At 42.7% G+C, this 17370-nt stretch carries 18 protein-coding genes; 11 read left to right on the top strand and 7 right to left on the bottom strand.

Going from position 1 to position 17370, the window contains the following annotated elements; all coding sequences use genetic code 11:
• Positions 1-246 precede the first annotated feature (246 nt).
• The 5 genes from RMY63_RS38765 to ffh form a co-directional block, all read right to left on the bottom strand.
• A complete protein-coding gene (locus tag RMY63_RS38765) occupies positions 247-651 on the bottom strand; it encodes a ChuX/HutX family heme-like substrate-binding protein (RefSeq protein ID WP_322733757.1) in 405 nt (134 codons plus the stop codon).
• Positions 652-748: 97 nt separating this feature from the next.
• Positions 749-1702 carry a PhoH family protein gene (locus tag RMY63_RS38770; protein ID WP_322733771.1) on the bottom strand — a complete coding sequence of 318 codons (954 nt, stop codon included), beginning with the start codon at positions 1700-1702 and terminating at the stop codon, positions 749-751.
• Between the two features lie 467 nt (positions 1703-2169).
• On the bottom strand, positions 2170-2604 hold the full coding sequence (locus tag RMY63_RS38775; protein ID WP_104906786.1) for a KH domain-containing protein: 435 nt from the start codon (positions 2602-2604) through the stop codon (positions 2170-2172).
• The gene (gene rpsP, locus RMY63_RS38780) at positions 2567-2827 is read right to left on the bottom strand and encodes a 30S ribosomal protein S16 (protein ID WP_251955408.1); all 261 of its coding nucleotides are present in this window, start codon (positions 2825-2827) and stop codon (positions 2567-2569) included. The genes RMY63_RS38775 and rpsP overlap by 38 nt, the downstream gene beginning before the upstream one ends.
• Before the next feature lie 215 nt (positions 2828-3042).
• Positions 3043-4506, bottom strand: coding sequence for a signal recognition particle protein (ffh, locus tag RMY63_RS38785; RefSeq protein WP_322733758.1), 1464 nt, complete (start codon positions 4504-4506; stop codon positions 3043-3045).
• Positions 4507-5306: 800 nt separating this feature from the next.
• On the opposite strand from ffh, the gene RMY63_RS38790 reads away from it, so the two are divergent.
• The 9 genes from RMY63_RS38790 to RMY63_RS38830 all read left to right on the top strand — a co-directional run bounded on the left by RMY63_RS38790 (position 5307) and on the right by RMY63_RS38830 (position 14315).
• Positions 5307-6440: a cupin-like domain-containing protein gene (locus tag RMY63_RS38790; protein ID WP_322733759.1), complete on the top strand. Its 1134-nt coding sequence runs from the start codon at positions 5307-5309 to the stop codon at positions 6438-6440.
• Positions 6441-6864: 424 nt separating this feature from the next.
• Positions 6865-7296, top strand: a complete 432-nt coding sequence (locus RMY63_RS38795; protein WP_322733760.1) for an MAPEG family protein — start codon at positions 6865-6867, stop codon at positions 7294-7296.
• A gap of 332 nt (positions 7297-7628) precedes the next feature.
• Positions 7629-8258 carry a hypothetical protein gene (locus tag RMY63_RS38800; protein ID WP_322733761.1) on the top strand — a complete coding sequence of 210 codons (630 nt, stop codon included), beginning with the start codon at positions 7629-7631 and terminating at the stop codon, positions 8256-8258.
• Positions 8259-8563: 305 nt separating this feature from the next.
• Positions 8564-9403: a ThiF family adenylyltransferase gene (locus RMY63_RS38805; protein WP_322733762.1), complete on the top strand. Its 840-nt coding sequence runs from the start codon at positions 8564-8566 to the stop codon at positions 9401-9403.
• Positions 9400-10671: a beta-eliminating lyase-related protein gene (locus RMY63_RS38810; protein WP_322733763.1), complete on the top strand. Its 1272-nt coding sequence runs from the start codon at positions 9400-9402 to the stop codon at positions 10669-10671. Before RMY63_RS38805 ends, RMY63_RS38810 begins: the two co-directional genes overlap by 4 nt.
• 19 nt (positions 10672-10690) lie before the next feature.
• On the top strand, positions 10691-11383 hold the full coding sequence (locus RMY63_RS38815; RefSeq protein WP_322733764.1) for a glutathione binding-like protein: 693 nt from the start codon (positions 10691-10693) through the stop codon (positions 11381-11383).
• 116 nt (positions 11384-11499) lie between these two features.
• On the top strand, positions 11500-12267 hold the full coding sequence (locus tag RMY63_RS38820; protein WP_322733765.1) for a hypothetical protein: 768 nt from the start codon (positions 11500-11502) through the stop codon (positions 12265-12267).
• Positions 12268-12527: 260 nt separating this feature from the next.
• Positions 12528-13517: a hypothetical protein gene (locus RMY63_RS38825; protein ID WP_322733766.1), complete on the top strand. Its 990-nt coding sequence runs from the start codon at positions 12528-12530 to the stop codon at positions 13515-13517.
• Positions 13518-13532: 15 nt separating this feature from the next.
• The gene (locus tag RMY63_RS38830) at positions 13533-14315 is read left to right on the top strand and encodes a hypothetical protein (RefSeq protein ID WP_322733767.1); all 783 of its coding nucleotides are present in this window, start codon (positions 13533-13535) and stop codon (positions 14313-14315) included.
• A gap of 236 nt (positions 14316-14551) precedes the next feature.
• On the opposite strand, the gene RMY63_RS38835 is transcribed toward RMY63_RS38830, so the two are convergent.
• On the bottom strand, positions 14552-14704 hold the full coding sequence (locus tag RMY63_RS38835) for a hypothetical protein (protein ID WP_322733768.1): 153 nt from the start codon (positions 14702-14704) through the stop codon (positions 14552-14554).
• A gap of 95 nt (positions 14705-14799) precedes the next feature.
• Here RMY63_RS38835 and RMY63_RS38840 point away from each other — a divergent pair, with 95 nt between their 5' ends.
• Positions 14800-15582, top strand: a complete 783-nt coding sequence (locus tag RMY63_RS38840; protein WP_322733769.1) for a hypothetical protein — start codon at positions 14800-14802, stop codon at positions 15580-15582.
• 70 nt (positions 15583-15652) lie between these two features.
• On the top strand, positions 15653-16483 hold the full coding sequence (locus RMY63_RS38845) for a dienelactone hydrolase family protein (RefSeq protein ID WP_322733770.1): 831 nt from the start codon (positions 15653-15655) through the stop codon (positions 16481-16483).
• A gap of 244 nt (positions 16484-16727) precedes the next feature.
• On the opposite strand, the gene RMY63_RS42045 is transcribed toward RMY63_RS38845, so the two are convergent.
• Positions 16728-16946 carry a double zinc ribbon domain-containing protein gene (locus RMY63_RS42045; protein WP_416212590.1) on the bottom strand — a complete coding sequence of 73 codons (219 nt, stop codon included), beginning with the start codon at positions 16944-16946 and terminating at the stop codon, positions 16728-16730.
• Positions 16947-17370: the final 424 nt, after the last annotated feature.

The raw sequence follows: 17370 nt of genomic DNA on the forward strand, positions 1-17370 counted from the left end.
CACTCAGCACTCAGCACTCAGCACTCAGCACTCAGCACTCAGCACTCAGCACTTTCAAGTCAGGAGTTAGGGGGCAGCTTTGCTGGAGGAAAACTAACCCCTAACTAGAGCTCCCTCCTCCCCTGCTTTTTCATTGCCCCCACGAAAATTTAGAATATATTTTACCAATTCATCACAGCATTAATGTCGAGCAATTCAGTGCAGATATCCGATTTTCTCCACCCCTATCAGTTTAGCTGTATTAAATTAAATTTCTGCTGGTAAAGGTTCCCAAACTTGCCCATACTTCTCTTTTAAAGTTTCCCAAGCTTCCACTTGTCCTGGTTCATATTCTCCTGGTTTACCCCATTGTAAAAAGAGGCTTAAAGCAGGCTCTTGTTTATCATCTAAAAACCGGATGGCATAAGTAGTAAAGTTACCTCTCTTCGCTTCACCTGTTTCAAATTTCACTTGAATGATTTTATCCATATTCAAGTGAAACTCAAAGCCTTCAGTATGCATATTCGCATACTTACCTTTAGGCAATTCTGCATAAAATAACTTTTCTACTTTGCCTCGTGCTTCTAATACAGCGGCGCTGCTAGTAACAATTAAACGCAAAGTTCCCAAAGTCTCACAAGCTGCTAAAAATTCTTTCAAAGTAGTACTCATAAATTGTTATCCTTTGTTATTTGTCCTTTGTCATTTGTCCTTCGTCCTTCGTCATTGATTAGTTTTTTACTAATGACCAATGACTAATGACCAATGACTATTTTTCGTATTGTTCATAAGCAGCGACAATACGCTGAACTAGAGGATGGCGCACAACATCTCTTTGGGAAAATTCGCAAAAGGCAATGCCTTCAACGTGTTTTAAAATTTGTAAAGCCACTCCTAAACCCGATTGTTGGTGAAGTGGCAAATCAGTTTGTGTCATGTCGCCTGTAATCACCATCCGCGAACGGAAACCCAAACGAGTCAAAACCATTTTCATCTGAGCGGGTGTAGTATTTTGAGCTTCATCCACAATTACAAAGGCGTTATTGAGGGTGCGTCCCCGCATATAGGCGAGTGGTGCGACTTCAATCACACCGCGTTCCATTAAACTGGGTACTTTTTCTGGGTCGATGAATTCATAAATAGCATCGTAAAGTGGGCGAAGATAGGGATTAACTTTCTGCTGTAAATCTCCAGGTAAAAAGCCGAGTTTTTCGCCGGCTTCGACGGCAGGGCGAGTTAAGATTAGCTTTTCAAACTGATTAGCAAGGAGTGCTTGCACGGCGACAATAACAGCAAGATAAGTTTTACCAGTACCAGCAGGGCCAATTCCAAAGGTGAGATCGCGTCTACGGAGTGCGTCGATATATTGGCGCTGGCGGAAGGTTTTGGCACGGACTTCTTCACCTCGGCGACTTTTGGCGAGGACATCTCGCTGTAAATCTTGGAGTTCCCCTTGCCGATCGCTATCTATGGCTTGACGGGCTGTTAAAATATCGGCACTGGAAATAGTATTGCCTTTAATCCAGAGGTCTTCAAGCGATCGCACTAATCGAGAAGCCAGATCGATTTGCCCTTCAGTACCAGAAATCACTAATTCCTGTCCGCGTAGCACTAAAGCGGCTCCTGTTTGCCGAGATAGGATTTTGAGATTTTCTTCTCCATCTCCGCCAAGAGCGATCGCACTGGGAATATTCGGCAGCTGAATTGTTAAAGCACCTGCCATAGTATTTCTTAATTGGTGAGGATCTGTATTTGACAAAGGTTAATTTTTTCTCACTAACGGCGAAATTATGCTTTTATTATTTACCTAGCCCCTTCGGGGCAGGGAGTAGGGAGTAGGGAGTAGGGAGTAGGGAAGAAAACCTGTCTTGATGGTAATGGTTACAAGCCCCTCCCTTTTTGGGAGGATAGAAGAAAAAAGACTTGTGTCCAGAGTACGTAGTACGACGCACAAAGCGTCCTTATTCAATCCCCTGGCTTTTAAGCCAGGAGTATCCCTACTCCCTACTCCCTCTTGAAATTTGGAAAAATCTTTGCAACAAATGAATCGTCGTAGGGGCATAAAGCTGTACACTCCTACTGGTGAAGAGTTCAAAAAAAGATTTAAAAATCTTTTTGCTACTTTCCATCTTGATAAAAATTCTGAGCGGAGGTAACAACAACCGCTCAGATTTGCTCTTTAGTTTCAATCTAGCGGAGGCGTGGTTTAACAATGGGTTTAGGCCCATCATTTGCACGCGGTTCTCTCTTAGTCGGCGGTGGCGATCGCTCTTCTGTGTCTTCATCAAAAGACATACCTTCGCGGCCCGGAGTGGTGCTGCCGTAGATATCCAGGTATGTTGATTGCCCAGCTGCGGCTGCGGCTGCGGCAATTACTGTACGAATCGCCTGAATATTGCGTCCCCCTCGACCAAATACTTTTCCTTTATCTGTGCTTTCAAAGGCGATGCGAACCCAAACCCGGTTCAGGGCCTGAGAAATTTCACAATCGACGCTTAATGTCTCTGGAGATTCCAAAAACGGCTGCACCAAAAACCGAACCAGCTCAACATAGTTGGGGCTAGCTGTTGGGAGTTTTGTTCCGAAATTATGATGCGGCTGTTGCACTGACCTGCTCAAAAACATTAGCTTTTACTAGAATGCGACGAACGGTGTCAGTGGGTTGAGCGCCTTGTTGTAGTCGCTTGACGATAGCGGGAACGTCTAGTCGCACTTCATCAGTTCTGGGATTATAAAATCCTAACTCTTCTAAGGGACGACCATCGCGGCGAGCGAGGTTGTTAATGGCGATAATGCGGTAACTTGCTTCCCGCTTTTTACCGAATCGTTTCAAGCGCAGTTTGATCATGGTTGAAGAATCATTCTCCTGTTGTTAGATATTAGTTAGCAACTAATTGGTGAGGAAGTAACTTAAATCTGGCTGGTGCCGAGAAATTGAGGGTTAGTTTCCTCTGCTGATAAATTCTGAGGTCGAAATGCTAATTTTAGCACTGCCTAGCATTTGCTGCTATTAGTCCTTTGTCATTTGTCCTTTGTCATTGGTTAATGACCAATGACTAATTACTAAAGATTGCCAAAGCCTTTTTTCTTTTTATCTTTGGGTTTTTTCTTTTTCGTGGCTGGGACACCATCATAACCTCGCCATCCGGGGGCTGGGGGACGATTACCAGCACCGGCAAAGGCGTTGCCCATGCCGCCACCGCCGAACATTCCCGGCATTCCAGGGAAGCTACCTTGACCCATTTGCTGCATGAGCGATCGCATTTTTTGGAAATCACCCACCAGTTTGCTGACATCTGACTCTCTATAGCCGGAGCCAGAAGCAATCCGCCGCCGCCGACTGGGAGAGCTGGCTAATAAATCGGGGTCGTGGCGTTCTTGGCGAGTCATGGAGTTAATCATCGCCTCACAACGCTTTAACTGGGTTTCTCCCTGCTTGAGTTGATCGTCTGAAAGCTTGTTCATCCCTGGAATCATCTTGATCAAGCCTCCCAAAGAACCCATGTTCTTCAGCATCCGCAACTGCTTGAGAAAGTCTGTAAAGTCAAACTTCGCTGAGAGAATTTTCTCCTGCATTTTCTCAGCGTCGGCTAAGTCAAACTCTTCCTGGGCTTTTTCTACCAGGGTCAATACATCGCCCATACCGAGAATCCGCGATGCCATGCGATCGGGATAAAACGGTTGCAGTGCCTCGACTTTTTCACCCACGCCCACAAACTTAATCGGCGCTCCCGAAATCTGCCGCACCGAAAGTGCAGCACCACCACGGCTATCACCATCTAATTTGGTGAGAATCGCTCCAGTAATGCCGATTTGTTCGTGGAAGGTGCGGGTAAGATTTGCGGCCTCTTGACCAGTCATCGCGTCCACCACCAACAGAGTTTCATGGGGTTGGACGGTTGCTTTGATGCGGGCTAATTCCGCCATCATATCTTCGTCAATTTGCAGGCGACCAGCAGTATCAATAATTACTGTATTTACACCTTCTGCTCTGGCGCGTTCTACACCTTGCCTTGCGATTTCTACGGGATCGGCGTCGCTTCCTAGTTCAAATACTGGTACGTCAATTTGCTTACCCAACGTTAGCAACTGATCGATCGCTGCTGGGCGATATACGTCTGTCGCCACCAACAAGCAGCTACGCTCTAATTTTCTCAGATGTAAGGCTAACTTAGCCGTAGCTGTGGTTTTACCAGTACCTTGCAACCCAGCCATCAGAATAATAGTCGGCTGTTCTTGGGCTTCTGCGATGGGAACATTTTCTTCTCCCATCACCTGCACCAGTTCATCATGAACAATTTTGATGAACTGTTGGTCAGGTCGCACGCCGGTAATCACCTCGGCTCCCTGCGCTTTGGCTTCGACTTCACTAATAAAATCTTTTACTACCTGGAGATTGACATCTGCTTCCAACAGGGCGCGGCGCACTTCGCGCAATGCATCTTGAATGTTGGATTGAGAAATTTTGTCCTGTCCCCGCAGTTTTTTCCAGGCTGATTCTAAACGGTCAGATAGAGCATCAAACATAATGTAATTACAGGTAGTTCGCCAATAGAGAATTTTAAACCGCCGATGAATGCGATTTGGAATTTCCGCTAAAGTTTAAACGTGCTATTTACCAGCTTAGTATTTTTCACCGCGACTGTAGCAACCAGATACTTACCTTTATTGGGCATGGGGCATTGGGCATACAGGGCGAACGCATCTAAATATAGTACATAATTACTATATTTAGATGCGTTCGCCCTGGTGCGTTTACCCTGCTGAACCTGATTTATTCCTATTTTTTTTAATTTTTCACCTATCAATCCTGATTTTTTGTTCTTTGAGTAATTGTATACCTAATTTTATACAAAATATTTGCCTGATTTTTTCCTCTTGCATTCTAGTTGAATTTTGATAATTATAGTTAGTGTAAAGATAAAAAATTGATTTTAGATTTTAATCAACTTACTTAGAAAGCGCAATTAAACAATTAGCAATAATTTAATTTGGCACAGTGACAAATAAAAAGTCACTGTACGCCGGGATACGCGCAAGTGCGATTCGTTCTGGAGAAACCCAGTTTTCTGGGGGGATTCCAGGCTTTAGTAGAGTAACCCTTCTGGGCTGAGTCCGCACTTTAATCCTCTACTGATGACAACTTGATATCCATGTAAGTGAGGCGAGAACTGAGAAACAAATTAAAAGTTAAAAGCCTTACTGGGCAAGAGTTCCAGAATGTGTTTTTTAATAATCTATATGACGAGCTTGAAGAAGAGAGTAATGTTGGCTGGCTTCTTCACTTGTCAAAATTGTCTTGATATGAGCAACAGATTGGAGGAGTTATGGTGATTAGTATTGCACAAAACGCAACAAGATTTCCAACCGTTGATATTAGTTCGTCGCCAAAGATCGACAGTTTGACGCGGCTAAAGTATTGGTCACATTTTCTTTACCGTTACTACTTTGTGGGTCGCACGCAACATGGTCCTTATGGACCGCCTTGGTGTGCTGATAAAACGCGGAGAATTGAAGATAGCATCAAGGCGCAGTCTATGCCTTACGGGGACGCACCGACGCTGCCAGTTCCTGAACTGACGATTGATGATATCTCTGCGGAAGAATTTCACGAAGTGTATCTCAAACCTAATACTCCAGTAGTCTTCCGCGGAATGGCAAAACACTGGAAAGCCATACAGACTTGGACACCCGAGTTTTTTGCTTCAAACTATGGTAACGAACTAGTCTCCACACGTGTTCGCGCTAACGAACTCAACGAAGAAGCGTACCGTTATGTAGACATACCATTGTCCGAGGTAGTGGAGAATATCAAAAGCGGTGGAACATATTATCCTGGGCACACTGAGGATCTGTTCAACAGAAATCCGTCGCTTCGCAATGCTCTCGATCTCGAAACGCTTGGGAAATATCTGAGTACTCGAGATAAGCGGATCATGTCAACTCAGCTCTTTCTGTCCGGAGGAGGGGTACGCTCCGGGTGGCATGCCACAGGAGGTCCAAACCTTTTTACAATGGTATATGGGCGCAAGGAGTGGACGTTGGTTCATCCTCAGCATTCCATGTGGATGCATCCAATCACGCGCAAAGATATGTTTTATACTGCCACCATGCTTGATTGGAAGAAGAGCAATGACGCAATTGAGGCAGATGGCTATCCTTTATATCGTTATATACCTAAATTCACTGTTACGCTGGAGCCTGGTGATGTGCTTTTTTCTCCTCACTGGTGGTGGCACTGCGTGAATACCCCTGAGCCATCCATTGGGATTGCCTCCCGAGCTATCAACAAGCTAGTCATGGGACATGATTTGTTCTCACTCATGTGGATCACCTCAAGTCGATTCCGCAAAACTGTTTTAACGTGCCTCAAGGATGGATGGGGTTCAGATGCAGCAAGTGGTGCAAAACTTGCCTTTGAGTTCGATCAACAAGAATTTATTAGAAGAGTTTCTGTGTAAACATTTATCAATTGGTCATTAGTTATAAGTCATTAGTTATTTTACTAATGACCAGTGGATAGCAACTCTCAATCATTAGTTGAGAATAAGATCAATAATTGATCATAGATGAGAGTTTAAGATAATCTTAGTTTTGTCAATTAGCAATTATGCTGAAAAATTGAAAAACATAGATATTAAGTTAACTATAGGACTCCGATTTGATTTTTGAAAAAATACTGAGACTGAAAAGTCCGTTTTATCAGAGTTTTATCTGAAATCTTGTTCAGAAATCAGATATGAGTCCTATATTGTATTAAATTTTTAGACAAGGCTTTATGCTAACGCTGTGCAAAGCCAGATGTGGAGTGCTTTACAAATTTCCGGATAAGTCTTGTGTGTACATCGTAGGACAGATAGCAGAGAGAATTTTGAGGAGGGAACCATGAACCCAATTAGTTACTGGTATTCGTTATGTGTTGTTGTCCTGTTTTTAAAGATGTTTGCACTTTCAGCCTATCAAGGATTTTATCGTCTCACCAGGCGTGTCTTTGTGAATCCAGAAGATGCCCAAGTCTTTAAAAAATCAGCCGATGAAGAAGAACTACCACAAGTTCGGCGAGCAGCCAAAGCTTGGCTTAACGACTTGGAGAATATTCCTATCTTTTTGGGTCTTGGGACAGCTTATATTTTAATCGGTGCTTCCCCAAAAGCAGCAACTTGGCTGTTTCCCATTTTCACAATTGCACGCATCTTGCATACATTAACCTATCTTCTCGGTTTACAGCCTTGGCGAACTGTTGCTTATGGAGTCGGAATCCTCTGTCTGTTTGTTATGAGCTGGAACATAGGCTTAGTCTTGTTGGGATTAGCCTAATCTATATGTTAGTTCGGAGTTCAGAGTTTGTAGTTGGTAGTTAATTTGCCTCTACCGATTCCCTTGTGCTAAAAAATAAATTTAACTAGCTAGCTAGAAGCAATAAATTAAATGGCAGCGTTTTTAGCCCTTAATTATTACTAATTTAGTAGTTAGTAAAATCTAATTTTATAAGGACATTAAAGCACAAAAAAGCAGTCCAAACAGGAGATTTAGACGTTAATTAAGTTGCTTTTAATATTTACAAACCATAAAGAAGTAGAACAGTTAATTTTTAATACATTATCATGAGGTGAAAGTATTTAAACATGGAAAAAAATAACTCGGTTAACATGCAATTGCTGGACAAAAACAAACCAATCCATAGAATTGCCTATAATGAAGCCTATCAGTTTTGGCAAGCTGAATGGAATATCGCTATTGAAGAAATGGGCTTAGAAGGCTTATCAGTAAAAATTTCCGACAAATTCATTGCTGCTGACGAAATACTTGTTTTACGACAAGGAACCGAGATTGTTGCTCTGGCATTGATTAACTATTTAAATTTTAACATTCATGCCTATAAAGACCTTTCCTATTTTAAGGTTATGACCGAGGAATCGAAGGCTTTTATCTTTAACAATGGATATAGCAAAATTATGACTTCCACCTATAACATTGTTGGTAAGCAGTATCGACGGGTTAAAGTAGGAAACACAATTCTGGCTATTGCTTTACCTGGTGCAGCCTTAAAAATATTCGAGTACCAACCAGAATTGGATTTGTGTCTAGGAATGCCTTTAATTCCCTCTGCCAATCAGCGTACCTTATCTCGACTTGGTATGACCAATCTCCCGGGAGGATTAATTACAATTCATAATGTTCAAGCCCAGTTTATGTATGTTAACCAAGGAAAGGTGAATCTTGGGAAGTACGATGTAGGTGTTAGTTCTTTGTTTGCTAATAACCTGATAGCTGCATAATTTATTTGTAGTTATCAGGTTTTCAAAAAATACTACTACTTTTTATCTCCCCCGACCTAAACAGTGCTGTTTGATTGATTATCTTTCCTTCTAAAATCTTCCACAAGTCGCAGATGTTCAATCAGATTTGCACCCATGATCTTTTATCCTTTCAACACGTGCTATTTTACCTATTTTAGGGAATGAAAGAGCCCTGCCGACCTACTAAGGGGGAAGTAGCATTGCACTATTAAATGAAATTGGGATTAATGGGCATTGGGTAAGGGAAAATGACGAGTAACTAATAACAGATTTGCTAAATAACAATGACACTATCTATGACTTCACCAGATTATTTTCTCAATCGTAGTTTGCCTCTGTTAACTTCCGAAGGTGTGGAACATTTAGCTAAGAAAAAGGTTGTTGTGGCCGGATGTGGCGGTATTGGGGGTGGGATGGGTTTAACCATGTGTCGCTTGGGAGTTGGAGCTTTTCATTTAGCTGATCCTGCGGATTTCGATCCCCCTGATATGAATCGGCAATGGGGGGCGATTGGCTCAACTATGGGCAGAAATAAAGCGGAGGTTTATCGAGAATTAATTTTAGATATTAATCCTGATGCTCAAGTGAAGATTTTTAATCAAGGGCTTACTCAAGATAATCAGGATGAATTTCTCCAAGGTGCGGATATTCTGGTGGATTGTTTAGATGCAACAGTTCCCTATGAACTTCGAGAAACCATGCACCAAAAAGCCCGCAAGTTAGGAATATTTAGCGTAGTTGCCCCGATTTTGGGATTTGGTTGTTTTGCTCTGTGTTCTTCACCTGAAGGTATGGGTATGGAATTCTGGACTCGGACTTTTCGCAATGCTAAACAGTCCACTGCTCTTCCTGAGATTTTCAAAGAGTGGTTTGTACCGGAACAACTTGATGTTATAGGCAAGAGTTTGCAAATCGGGAAAGTTCCCACAGTTGGGGTAGGGCCAGTAATTGGTACCGCTTTACTGGCAACAGAGTGTATTGCCTACCTCCTAGACGGAATTATACCGGGATCGAGAAAGCCTATTGTTTTACCAAAAGCGATGTTTTTTGATCTATTTCGGATGAATTATCAAATTGTTGATATCAGTGAAATTCGTAGTCAGTTTGAAGGAGAGGCGGCATGAGCATTGCTGAAAGAATGCAAGTACTACAGTTAACAGGACATAATTTAGATATTATTCCGGGTAAGCATATTGAGCTTGATCTTCAAACTGATAGTCTGATGCACCAATCTTTATCTGAGTGGAGTGAAAAAGAATTTGCTGATTCTGCTAGTCCTGAACAAATATTTAGCCAAAATTTTGGATTTCCCTATGTTATTGCTGTTTCCCAAGGGAGGTTGGCTGAAGCTATTTTAAGCCATGCAATTATCCGTAATGGTCATTATATTCCGGGGAGTGCTTTATTTCCTACTACGAGAATTCATCAAGAACGTAATGGTGGTACATCTGTGGAGGTGATGTGTGCTGAGTCTATAGACATAAATAGCTCATATTCTTTTAAAGGGAATATAGATATTAATGCTCTGGAACGGGGGATTAATACTTATCATCCTGCTTGGATTCCCTATATTTGCATTGAACCTTGTAACAATGCTGTGGGGGGACATCCCATGTCTTTAGAGAATATGCGCTCGTTGGCTGATTTGGCTCGTCATTATCAGATTCCGATATATTTGGATGCTTGTCGAATTGTTGATAATGCTTTGATGATTCAAGAGCGAGAGGAGGGTTATCAAAATACTTCAGTAGATGAAATTATCCGTGAATTTTGCTCCTATGCCGATGGTTGTACAATGAGTGCAACTAAAGATTTTCCTACTCCTATTGGCGGTTTTCTAGCGGTGCGAGATCCCAAGCTATTTTATCGTTGTCTGGATTACTTGATACTTTTTGGTGCTGGTTTAAGTCGCAATGGTCAACAAATTCTTGCTCATTCTATAACTGACATGGATCGGGTTTCTTTCTTGGTTCGCCAAAGAATCAATCTAGTCAAAAAACTGCACCAAGCTCTGGGAAATTACCCAAATTTGGTTCAACCAGCTGGAGGACATGGGGTATTTCTGAATATCAATGCCGAATATTTGGCAATTCCTGATTCTCATCAACCAGCCCAAGCTTTCCTTTACCAATTGTTTAGGGATTATGGGATTCGCGGTTCTCTAAATCATAGTTCTCCAACTCAGATTGCTAATAATATCAGTTTGGTTCGTTTCGCTGTACCGATTTTAGGACTAGAAGAAGAGGCGATCACCCAAGTTGCTGATGGTATTTCCAGTCTTTTTACAGCAAAAAATAACATTCAAGGGCTAAAGATTGTGGAAAAGGGGCCTGGTTTGACAGGATTTCTCAGAGCCAAGTATCGACCCATAGATCGAGTTAGCAGTAATTAGTAATAAATTGTTTTTAAATATGACCGATCTCTATTTCTGGCCGACACCTAATGGTTATAAAACCCTGATTTTTCTTGAAGAAAGTGGGCTGTCATACCAAATTAAACCAATTAATATTCTGCGAGGAGATCAATTTCAACCAGATTTTTTGGCGATCGCACCCAATAACCGTATTCCTGCAATTGTCGATCATGCTCCTGCGGAGGGAAATAGCCCTTTTGCATTATTTGAATCGGGCAGTATTTTAATCTATCTCGCCGAGAAAACTGGTCAATTTTTATCATCAGATTTACGCACTCGCCACCAAACCATTCAATGGCTAATGTGGCAGATGGGCGGGGTTGGTCCGATGATGGGGCAGGCAAATCATTTTATTCAGTACGCTCCAGAAGACATTCCCTATGGCAAAAAACGCTACGGGGACGAAGTGAAACGGTTGTTCGGGGTGATGGAAAAACAATTGAGCGATCAAGACTATCTTACAGGCAATTACTCGATTGCTGATATGGCTTGCTATCCCTGGATCAAATTTTCCGACTTGATCAACATTCAGCTTTCCGATTTTCCGAGAGTTGCAGAGTGGGTAGCCCGGATTACTGAACGTCCAGCTGTAAAACGAGCATACGAAGTGGGTGAACCCATCAAAGGTGAACAACAGATGGATGACGAAGCACGTCGCTTACTATTTGGTGTAAATCCCCAGAAGACTTGAGAAGTTTATCAGGAGTTAATGGAAAGCGATTGCGGTTGTCGGGGCTTTAACAAGATACGGATTGAGTGCTAGCTAATACATACAGAGTTTGATAGTAACACTAGGAGAAAGATGCTATGACGACATTAGAAAATATACAGATATATCAAAACGAATACCAGAGAAGATGCGAGCCAGCGCGCAAGGAGTTTGCGTCGAGAAAGGTTGTAAAGGAGATATTCACAGAAGGAGTCGAGCCTAAGCTTCTCAAACTCTTCATGATTCATTGGAGTGCCCTGAGTGCAGGCCTTACCGAACCAATCCCCGCTTATTTAAAGCGTGCAGGTGAGCGCTGTGAAGAGGAAGGGTTGAAGGAGATGGCAGAGTTTTTCTATCAGCACGAAGAAGAAGAAGAAGGTCATGATAACTGGGCAACAGAAGATGTCAAAAAGCTCGTTGACACTTGGAATCTAGAAGAGCCTAACTTTCACATTGATTCAAAAGAGTTGCTTAATCACAAAATGAGTCCTGCTGTCAAACGCTATCACCAGTTACATGAGCGTGTCATCGAAGGCGATTCTCCATGTGCTGAATTAGCAATTGATGTGGAGATCGAATTGATCTCGACGACGTATGGCCCTCTCCTTTTGAAAAGCTGGGTTGAGTCGATGGGGCAAAATTCGTTACCAAGTATCAGCTTTCTCCATGAACATGTGCGTGCTGATGTTGGTCATACCGAAACGAACTTTGAAGTTGTCCACAAGCTTCTTGCTCAACATCCTGAGTATACGGATACTCTTGTGGAAACAGCGGGTGATGCTCTCAATTCATACGCAGACTTTCTTGATGATGCGATGAACTATGCCAAAAAAATGTACGCTCTCGTTTCTAAGGCGAGTGTGTAGGAAGCGTCTCTAATATTCGCACTTGGACTAAGGCTCAGTTTATGTTACTCCCTTCCTGCGAGCAGAATACCTATTGTATTTCCTTACAAAAGAATAGGTTCAGCCATCTGGTAGTAGGTAATCTTAGACCAGGAAGGGAGTATAAAAGTACAAGGAATTCATATATGACCAAGACATGTAAAAGATGCTTGCTGACCACACGAGTCTCAGGAGTAAACTTCGATAACGATGGAGTATGTAACCTGTGCAGAGAGTGGGAGATGCAAACAGAAGATAGACAGAAGCAAGAAAGTGAGCGTGCCGCACAACGACGCGATCTAGAAGAAACATTACGAAATCCCTCAAGACAGAGCGAATACGATTGCATCTTGTCGTTTAGCGGGGGTAAAGATAGCTGCTATTTGTTATATAAACTTGTCAAGGAATACAATCTGCGGGTTCTGGCCTACACAAGCGATTTCGATATTCCACCGAATACCTGGGATAATATACGCCGTACGGTGGGGCACCTAAATGTCGATCATTACGTGCAGACTCCCTCAAAAGAGCTATATAAGCGATTCATTCGCTATCTTTTGTGCAACCAAAGTAGACGTGGCGCTGTACATACAGTTTGCTATTTTTGGTTAGACATTAGAGAGGGGGACATTCTTAGTTTGGCTATGGAAAAGAACATCCCGCTAATTGTGACAGGGTATTCTCCAGGTCAACCCGACCCAGAGCGTATGCTTTATGAAATGCCTCAAGAACGAATATCGCAGGAAGACTGGATTCCTCACGAATTATTTGAGAAGGGTTTGTTTGACGATTCTGAGCAGTCTTTATTCTGGAATCCGCATCGCTATGGTCACGATGCAAAGTTCCCGCGCATTATCGCACCTTTTCATGTTTGGGACTACAACCAAGAAGAGGTGATGGAACGCGTTGTGGAATTGGGTTTGGCCAAGAATCGTTGGTATGTGAATCCCGTTTTGAGCAACTTTACTTTGAATTGGCTCTTCATATATTCCGACCTCAAAAACCTGGGCTATAACCCTTATAAGCCGGAGTTTTCCAAGTTGATTCGTGAAGGAAAAGCCCGACGCTCAGTCTGGCGAGTACTCTTTTTTCTCATGGATTTTATGACACAAAACAAAGTCCTCTTGGGTCGGCATATTGAGCGCTCACTACAATGGTTGGACTTGCAACCTGATGAGCTTCGCATACAAGATAACGAAACTGGTTGTGTTGCAAAAATTGATGGATGGTAGTAAAAGGAGAACCTGATGACAGCGAAGCTTCTTAGTTTAATGGCAACGATTCCGCTCATTGTAGCTGGTGTAGTGACAGGCACTAGCATTGCCAATGCAGCAACAGTCGGCAGCAGGATTGATTTTTCTGGGTATGCCTTTGGCAGTCTAACTCAGATGGAGTATATTGACTCTTCCCTTTTGCCTCTGGTATCTAGTCCTAATGTAGATGGCAGTTTTCAAGTTCTGGATGCTACCGGCTCTTTTGCGTCGGCCCTTACGGACTCTCGGTCAATTGGGACAATCCGCGATTTCAACGCGGCAGGCTTACCGGGAATAATTGCTCAAGCAGGTCCAGTTCTGAACGGCTCGGATAACCCGAATTTTTATGTGCCGAACTTTCTTCGCCTTAATGTTCCTGGCTTGGTCAACTTCACGTTTCAGTTAGAAACTGCCAATCGAACTGTTACCATCGATCCTAACTCTCCCGATCCCTCCGATCCTTTTGTTACCAGTATTTCGGCCTCCTTGACAGGTACATTAACTGACCTGATAACTAATGAAGTTCAAGCAGCAGTAGGAACTTTTGTACCCCACTTTCCTCCAGGTATCAACTTAAGTCAATTCACTCCCAACAACTTCTTTGGCCCAGCCAGTTACGATGGCTCACTGCAAGTTGTATCTAAGCCTACACCCCAAGTTGTACCTGAGCCTACAGCCAATGCAGGCTTGGCTCTGTTTGGTGTTTTTGCTGTAGGCTATAAGCTTAACAAGCGCAAGAAGCTATCCTTAGTAAAGCTCTCAAGCTCGAAAAACTAGGACATCTAGCTTCTAACGGGACTTAAACAATCATTCTAACCTCATCGCTTACAGGTAAAGGCTACGGTTTGTTTGTCAATAAGTAATCGTACTTAAAATATTGCCAGAAACCGGGATAGGAAAGACAATTTTGAGGCAGGCGATCGCGTAATATTTAAATGCATCATTGAAAAAGAGGCAAGGGAGCACGAGGTTGCTCTTGCAGGGGGAACTGCTCCTTTGTCCCCTGCCTCCTGTTAATTTTGGCGCTGAAAACTCAGTCCTGATACCGTTTCACAAAAACCTTGATACAAATACAGACCTGTAGAGACGCGAAATTTCGCGTCTCTACAAGATTCATCTGTATCGCTATTAACGTGAAATGGTATGACATAAGTTTTATATGTCATTTTTGTTTAATATTAAGTAAAATTACTAATTGACAAAAGTAACATAATCTAAACTGTCACGAATGTTCTAATCTATACTCTCAATGGAGAACCTGATGAAAGCAAAGCTTCTTAGTCCAATGGCAACGATTCCGCTCATTGTAGCTGGTGTAGTGACAGGCACTAGCATTGCCAATGCAGCAACAGTCGGAAGCAGAATTGACTTCTCTGGCTATGTCTTTGCCAGTTCTAATCAGTTTGATTATGTTGAATCTTCCGGTCTTTCTCTGTCTCCTAATCCTAATTTAGATGGCAGTTTCCAAGTTCTGGATGCTAGCAGTTCTTTTGCACCTGCGCTTACGTTCCCTTCACAATTTGGGATAATTCACGATATTCACGAAGGAATCGCATCTGGATTAATTACGCAATCAAGTCCGTTGTTTAATGGCTCGGATAACCCGGATTTTTATGTGCAAAACTTTCTGCGCCTGACGACTCCCGGCTTGGTTGACTTCAGGTTTCAGTTGGAAACAGTTAAGCGAGTTGCTGAAATCGATCCTAACTCCGATCCCTTAGATCCTTCGATCCTCAAAATCTCGTCTAGCCTTACGGGGACACTAACTGATTTGATAACTAATGAAGTTCAAGCCGCAGTAGGAAGTTTTGTTCCTAACATTCCTCCAGGACTCAAATTAAGTCAATTGACTCCCAACGACTTCCTTGGTCCGGTCCTTTACAATGGCTCACTGCAAGTTGTATCTAAGCCTACACCCCAAGTTGTACCTGAGCCTACAGCCAATGCAGGCTTGACTCTGTTTGGTGTTTTTGCTGTAGGCTATAGGCTTAACAAGCGCAAGAAGCTAACCCAGGCTCGAAAAGTTAGGACATCTAGCTTCTAACCGGACTTAAATAAACGATTTTTAAGCCAAAACTAAACCTAAGCTCTTTTTGTAAACAGCAAAAGCGATTATGTCACAGGATTTGTCTGATTTTGACCAGCTTGAACTAACTTTTGAAAATGAGACCCGCAGTGTCTTCCGAAAGGGTAAGGGACCTGCGGTGATTGTCATGCACGAGGTTCCAGGTCTTCACCCAGGTGTTATTCGCCTAGCCAACGCCTTCTGTGACGCTGGCTTGACGGTTTGGCTGCCTTCATTGTTTGGCAAGCCTGGCAAGGAGGTGAATGCCTTTAACATCACAGCATCTTTGGTTCACTGCTGTGTTGTGCATGAGTTTACTGTGCTAGCAACTAGCAAAAACAGTCCTGTGACATCTTGGTTACGATGTTTAGCCAGATACGCCCATACTGAATGCGGTGGTCCAGGCGTCGGCGTGATCGGGATGTGCATGACTGGAGGATTTGCCTTAGCCATGATGGTAGAAGAAGCTGTGTTGGTACCTGTAGTTTGCAATCCGTCGCTACCTTTTGCCCTAACACCAGATCGCAAACGGGATCTCGGTATCGATGAGAATACACTCGTCCAAGCGAAAGCAAGGAGTGCGACACAAGGTATCTGTGTGCTCGGTTTGCGATTCACCGCCGACATTTTCGTACCAACTGAGCGTTTTCATCGGCTCCACGAGGAGTTCGGCCCTAACTTTCAGGCTATCGAAATCGATTCGTCCTACGGCAATTGTCACGGAATAGATCGATTTGCACATTCGGTATTGGGCGTACATTACGTCGATGAACCGAATCATCCGACCGTAGTAGCCGAGTCTCAGACTGTCGCTTTCATTAGAGATCGCCTGATACAGGACGGTCGTGTTTTGGATTCAAAATCAAGTGGACACGACTAACCCAATTCTATATAAGTAGGGGTATAAGTATCATCAGAACATCAGAATAGAAAATTGGGATAAGCAGCATTACATGAATACTACAAAACTTTTTAGGTGCTAAAACTCTTGATTTCTCGTTAATCGGTTACTTGGGGAAGAGCTGGCGAAGCTGTCACCAAGTGCAAACTAAACAGTTTAGTTCAAGAAGGCGATAAAACTTGATTTAAGTAATTTTAGTTAAAAGTAATAAATAATACTAGAATTAACGGGAATGGCTTTGAGATTCAGAATCCTTAGATGCCTTATATGGAAAGCCACAGTAAGGACAAAAGCGAAATTTTAATGATGTAATTGGTTCATTACACTGAGCGCAACTATTACGTAAGCCATTTCCGCATAGAAAACAAAACTGCGATCGCGGCAATAACCATATCTCTTCAACGCCTGTGCCTGGAGTCCAACAGTGAGGGCAAAATTTCAGAACATCTGAAGGCGACTATTGGTACACTGCGGACAACAGCATCAAGGTACTCAGGTGGAATCTGCAATGCAATGGCTAACCCACGCTGACTTCTACTATTGAGCTTGGTAGTCATGCCTCGTTCAATCTTACCCAAGCTTTGAAGCCCGGATTTCTCACAAGCAGTAAAAAATCAATTTACATGACCTGATGTAAGGCATTTTTTTGATACATCATCAATCAAAATTTCGGCACGGAGATAGATTAAGTATAAAGCCGCAGTTATAAAGCTAAAATAGTTACTATCTTTTTGCTGTTACCCAAATCAAAATGCTCTGTTCATAAAATGCCCGCATTCCAAAACAAGACTTGAATCAACCCAAGTCAAAAGTATAGCAATCGTCAAGGTGGTTAGGACAAACAGTATAATCTATGAGTAAAGTAA

The sequence above is a fragment of the Nostoc sp. ChiQUE01b genome, assembly GCF_034531255.1.
Classification (GTDB): Bacteria; Cyanobacteriota; Cyanobacteriia; order Cyanobacteriales; family Nostocaceae; genus Nostoc.

What these genes read in the sequence shown, in the direction of transcription:
- RMY63_RS38790 (WP_322733759.1), top strand. Translation starts at nt 5,307, where the DNA reads ATGGTGATTAGTATTGCACAAAACGCAACAAGATTTCCAACCGTTGAT.
- RMY63_RS38775 (WP_104906786.1), bottom strand. Translation starts at nt 2,604, where the DNA reads ATGTTTTTGAGCAGGTCAGTGCAACAGCCGCATCATAATTTCGGAACA.
- ffh (WP_322733758.1), bottom strand. Translation starts at nt 4,506, where the DNA reads ATGTTTGATGCTCTATCTGACCGTTTAGAATCAGCCTGGAAAAAACTG.
- RMY63_RS38845 (WP_322733770.1), top strand. Translation starts at nt 15,653, where the DNA reads ATGTCACAGGATTTGTCTGATTTTGACCAGCTTGAACTAACTTTTGAA.
- RMY63_RS38835 (WP_322733768.1), bottom strand. Translation starts at nt 14,704, where the DNA reads ATGACATATAAAACTTATGTCATACCATTTCACGTTAATAGCGATACA.
- rpsP (WP_251955408.1), bottom strand. Translation starts at nt 2,827, where the DNA reads ATGATCAAACTGCGCTTGAAACGATTCGGTAAAAAGCGGGAAGCAAGT.
- RMY63_RS38800 (WP_322733761.1), top strand. Translation starts at nt 7,629, where the DNA reads ATGCAATTGCTGGACAAAAACAAACCAATCCATAGAATTGCCTATAAT.
- RMY63_RS38815 (WP_322733764.1), top strand. Translation starts at nt 10,691, where the DNA reads ATGACCGATCTCTATTTCTGGCCGACACCTAATGGTTATAAAACCCTG.
- RMY63_RS38810 (WP_322733763.1), top strand. Translation starts at nt 9,400, where the DNA reads ATGAGCATTGCTGAAAGAATGCAAGTACTACAGTTAACAGGACATAAT.
- RMY63_RS38840 (WP_322733769.1), top strand. Translation starts at nt 14,800, where the DNA reads ATGAAAGCAAAGCTTCTTAGTCCAATGGCAACGATTCCGCTCATTGTA.
- RMY63_RS38825 (WP_322733766.1), top strand. Translation starts at nt 12,528, where the DNA reads ATGCAAACAGAAGATAGACAGAAGCAAGAAAGTGAGCGTGCCGCACAA.
- RMY63_RS38830 (WP_322733767.1), top strand. Translation starts at nt 13,533, where the DNA reads ATGACAGCGAAGCTTCTTAGTTTAATGGCAACGATTCCGCTCATTGTA.
- RMY63_RS38765 (WP_322733757.1), bottom strand. Translation starts at nt 651, where the DNA reads ATGAGTACTACTTTGAAAGAATTTTTAGCAGCTTGTGAGACTTTGGGA.
- RMY63_RS38770 (WP_322733771.1), bottom strand. Translation starts at nt 1,702, where the DNA reads ATGGCAGGTGCTTTAACAATTCAGCTGCCGAATATTCCCAGTGCGATC.
- RMY63_RS38805 (WP_322733762.1), top strand. Translation starts at nt 8,564, where the DNA reads ATGACACTATCTATGACTTCACCAGATTATTTTCTCAATCGTAGTTTG.
- RMY63_RS38820 (WP_322733765.1), top strand. Translation starts at nt 11,500, where the DNA reads ATGACGACATTAGAAAATATACAGATATATCAAAACGAATACCAGAGA.
- RMY63_RS38795 (WP_322733760.1), top strand. Translation starts at nt 6,865, where the DNA reads ATGAACCCAATTAGTTACTGGTATTCGTTATGTGTTGTTGTCCTGTTT.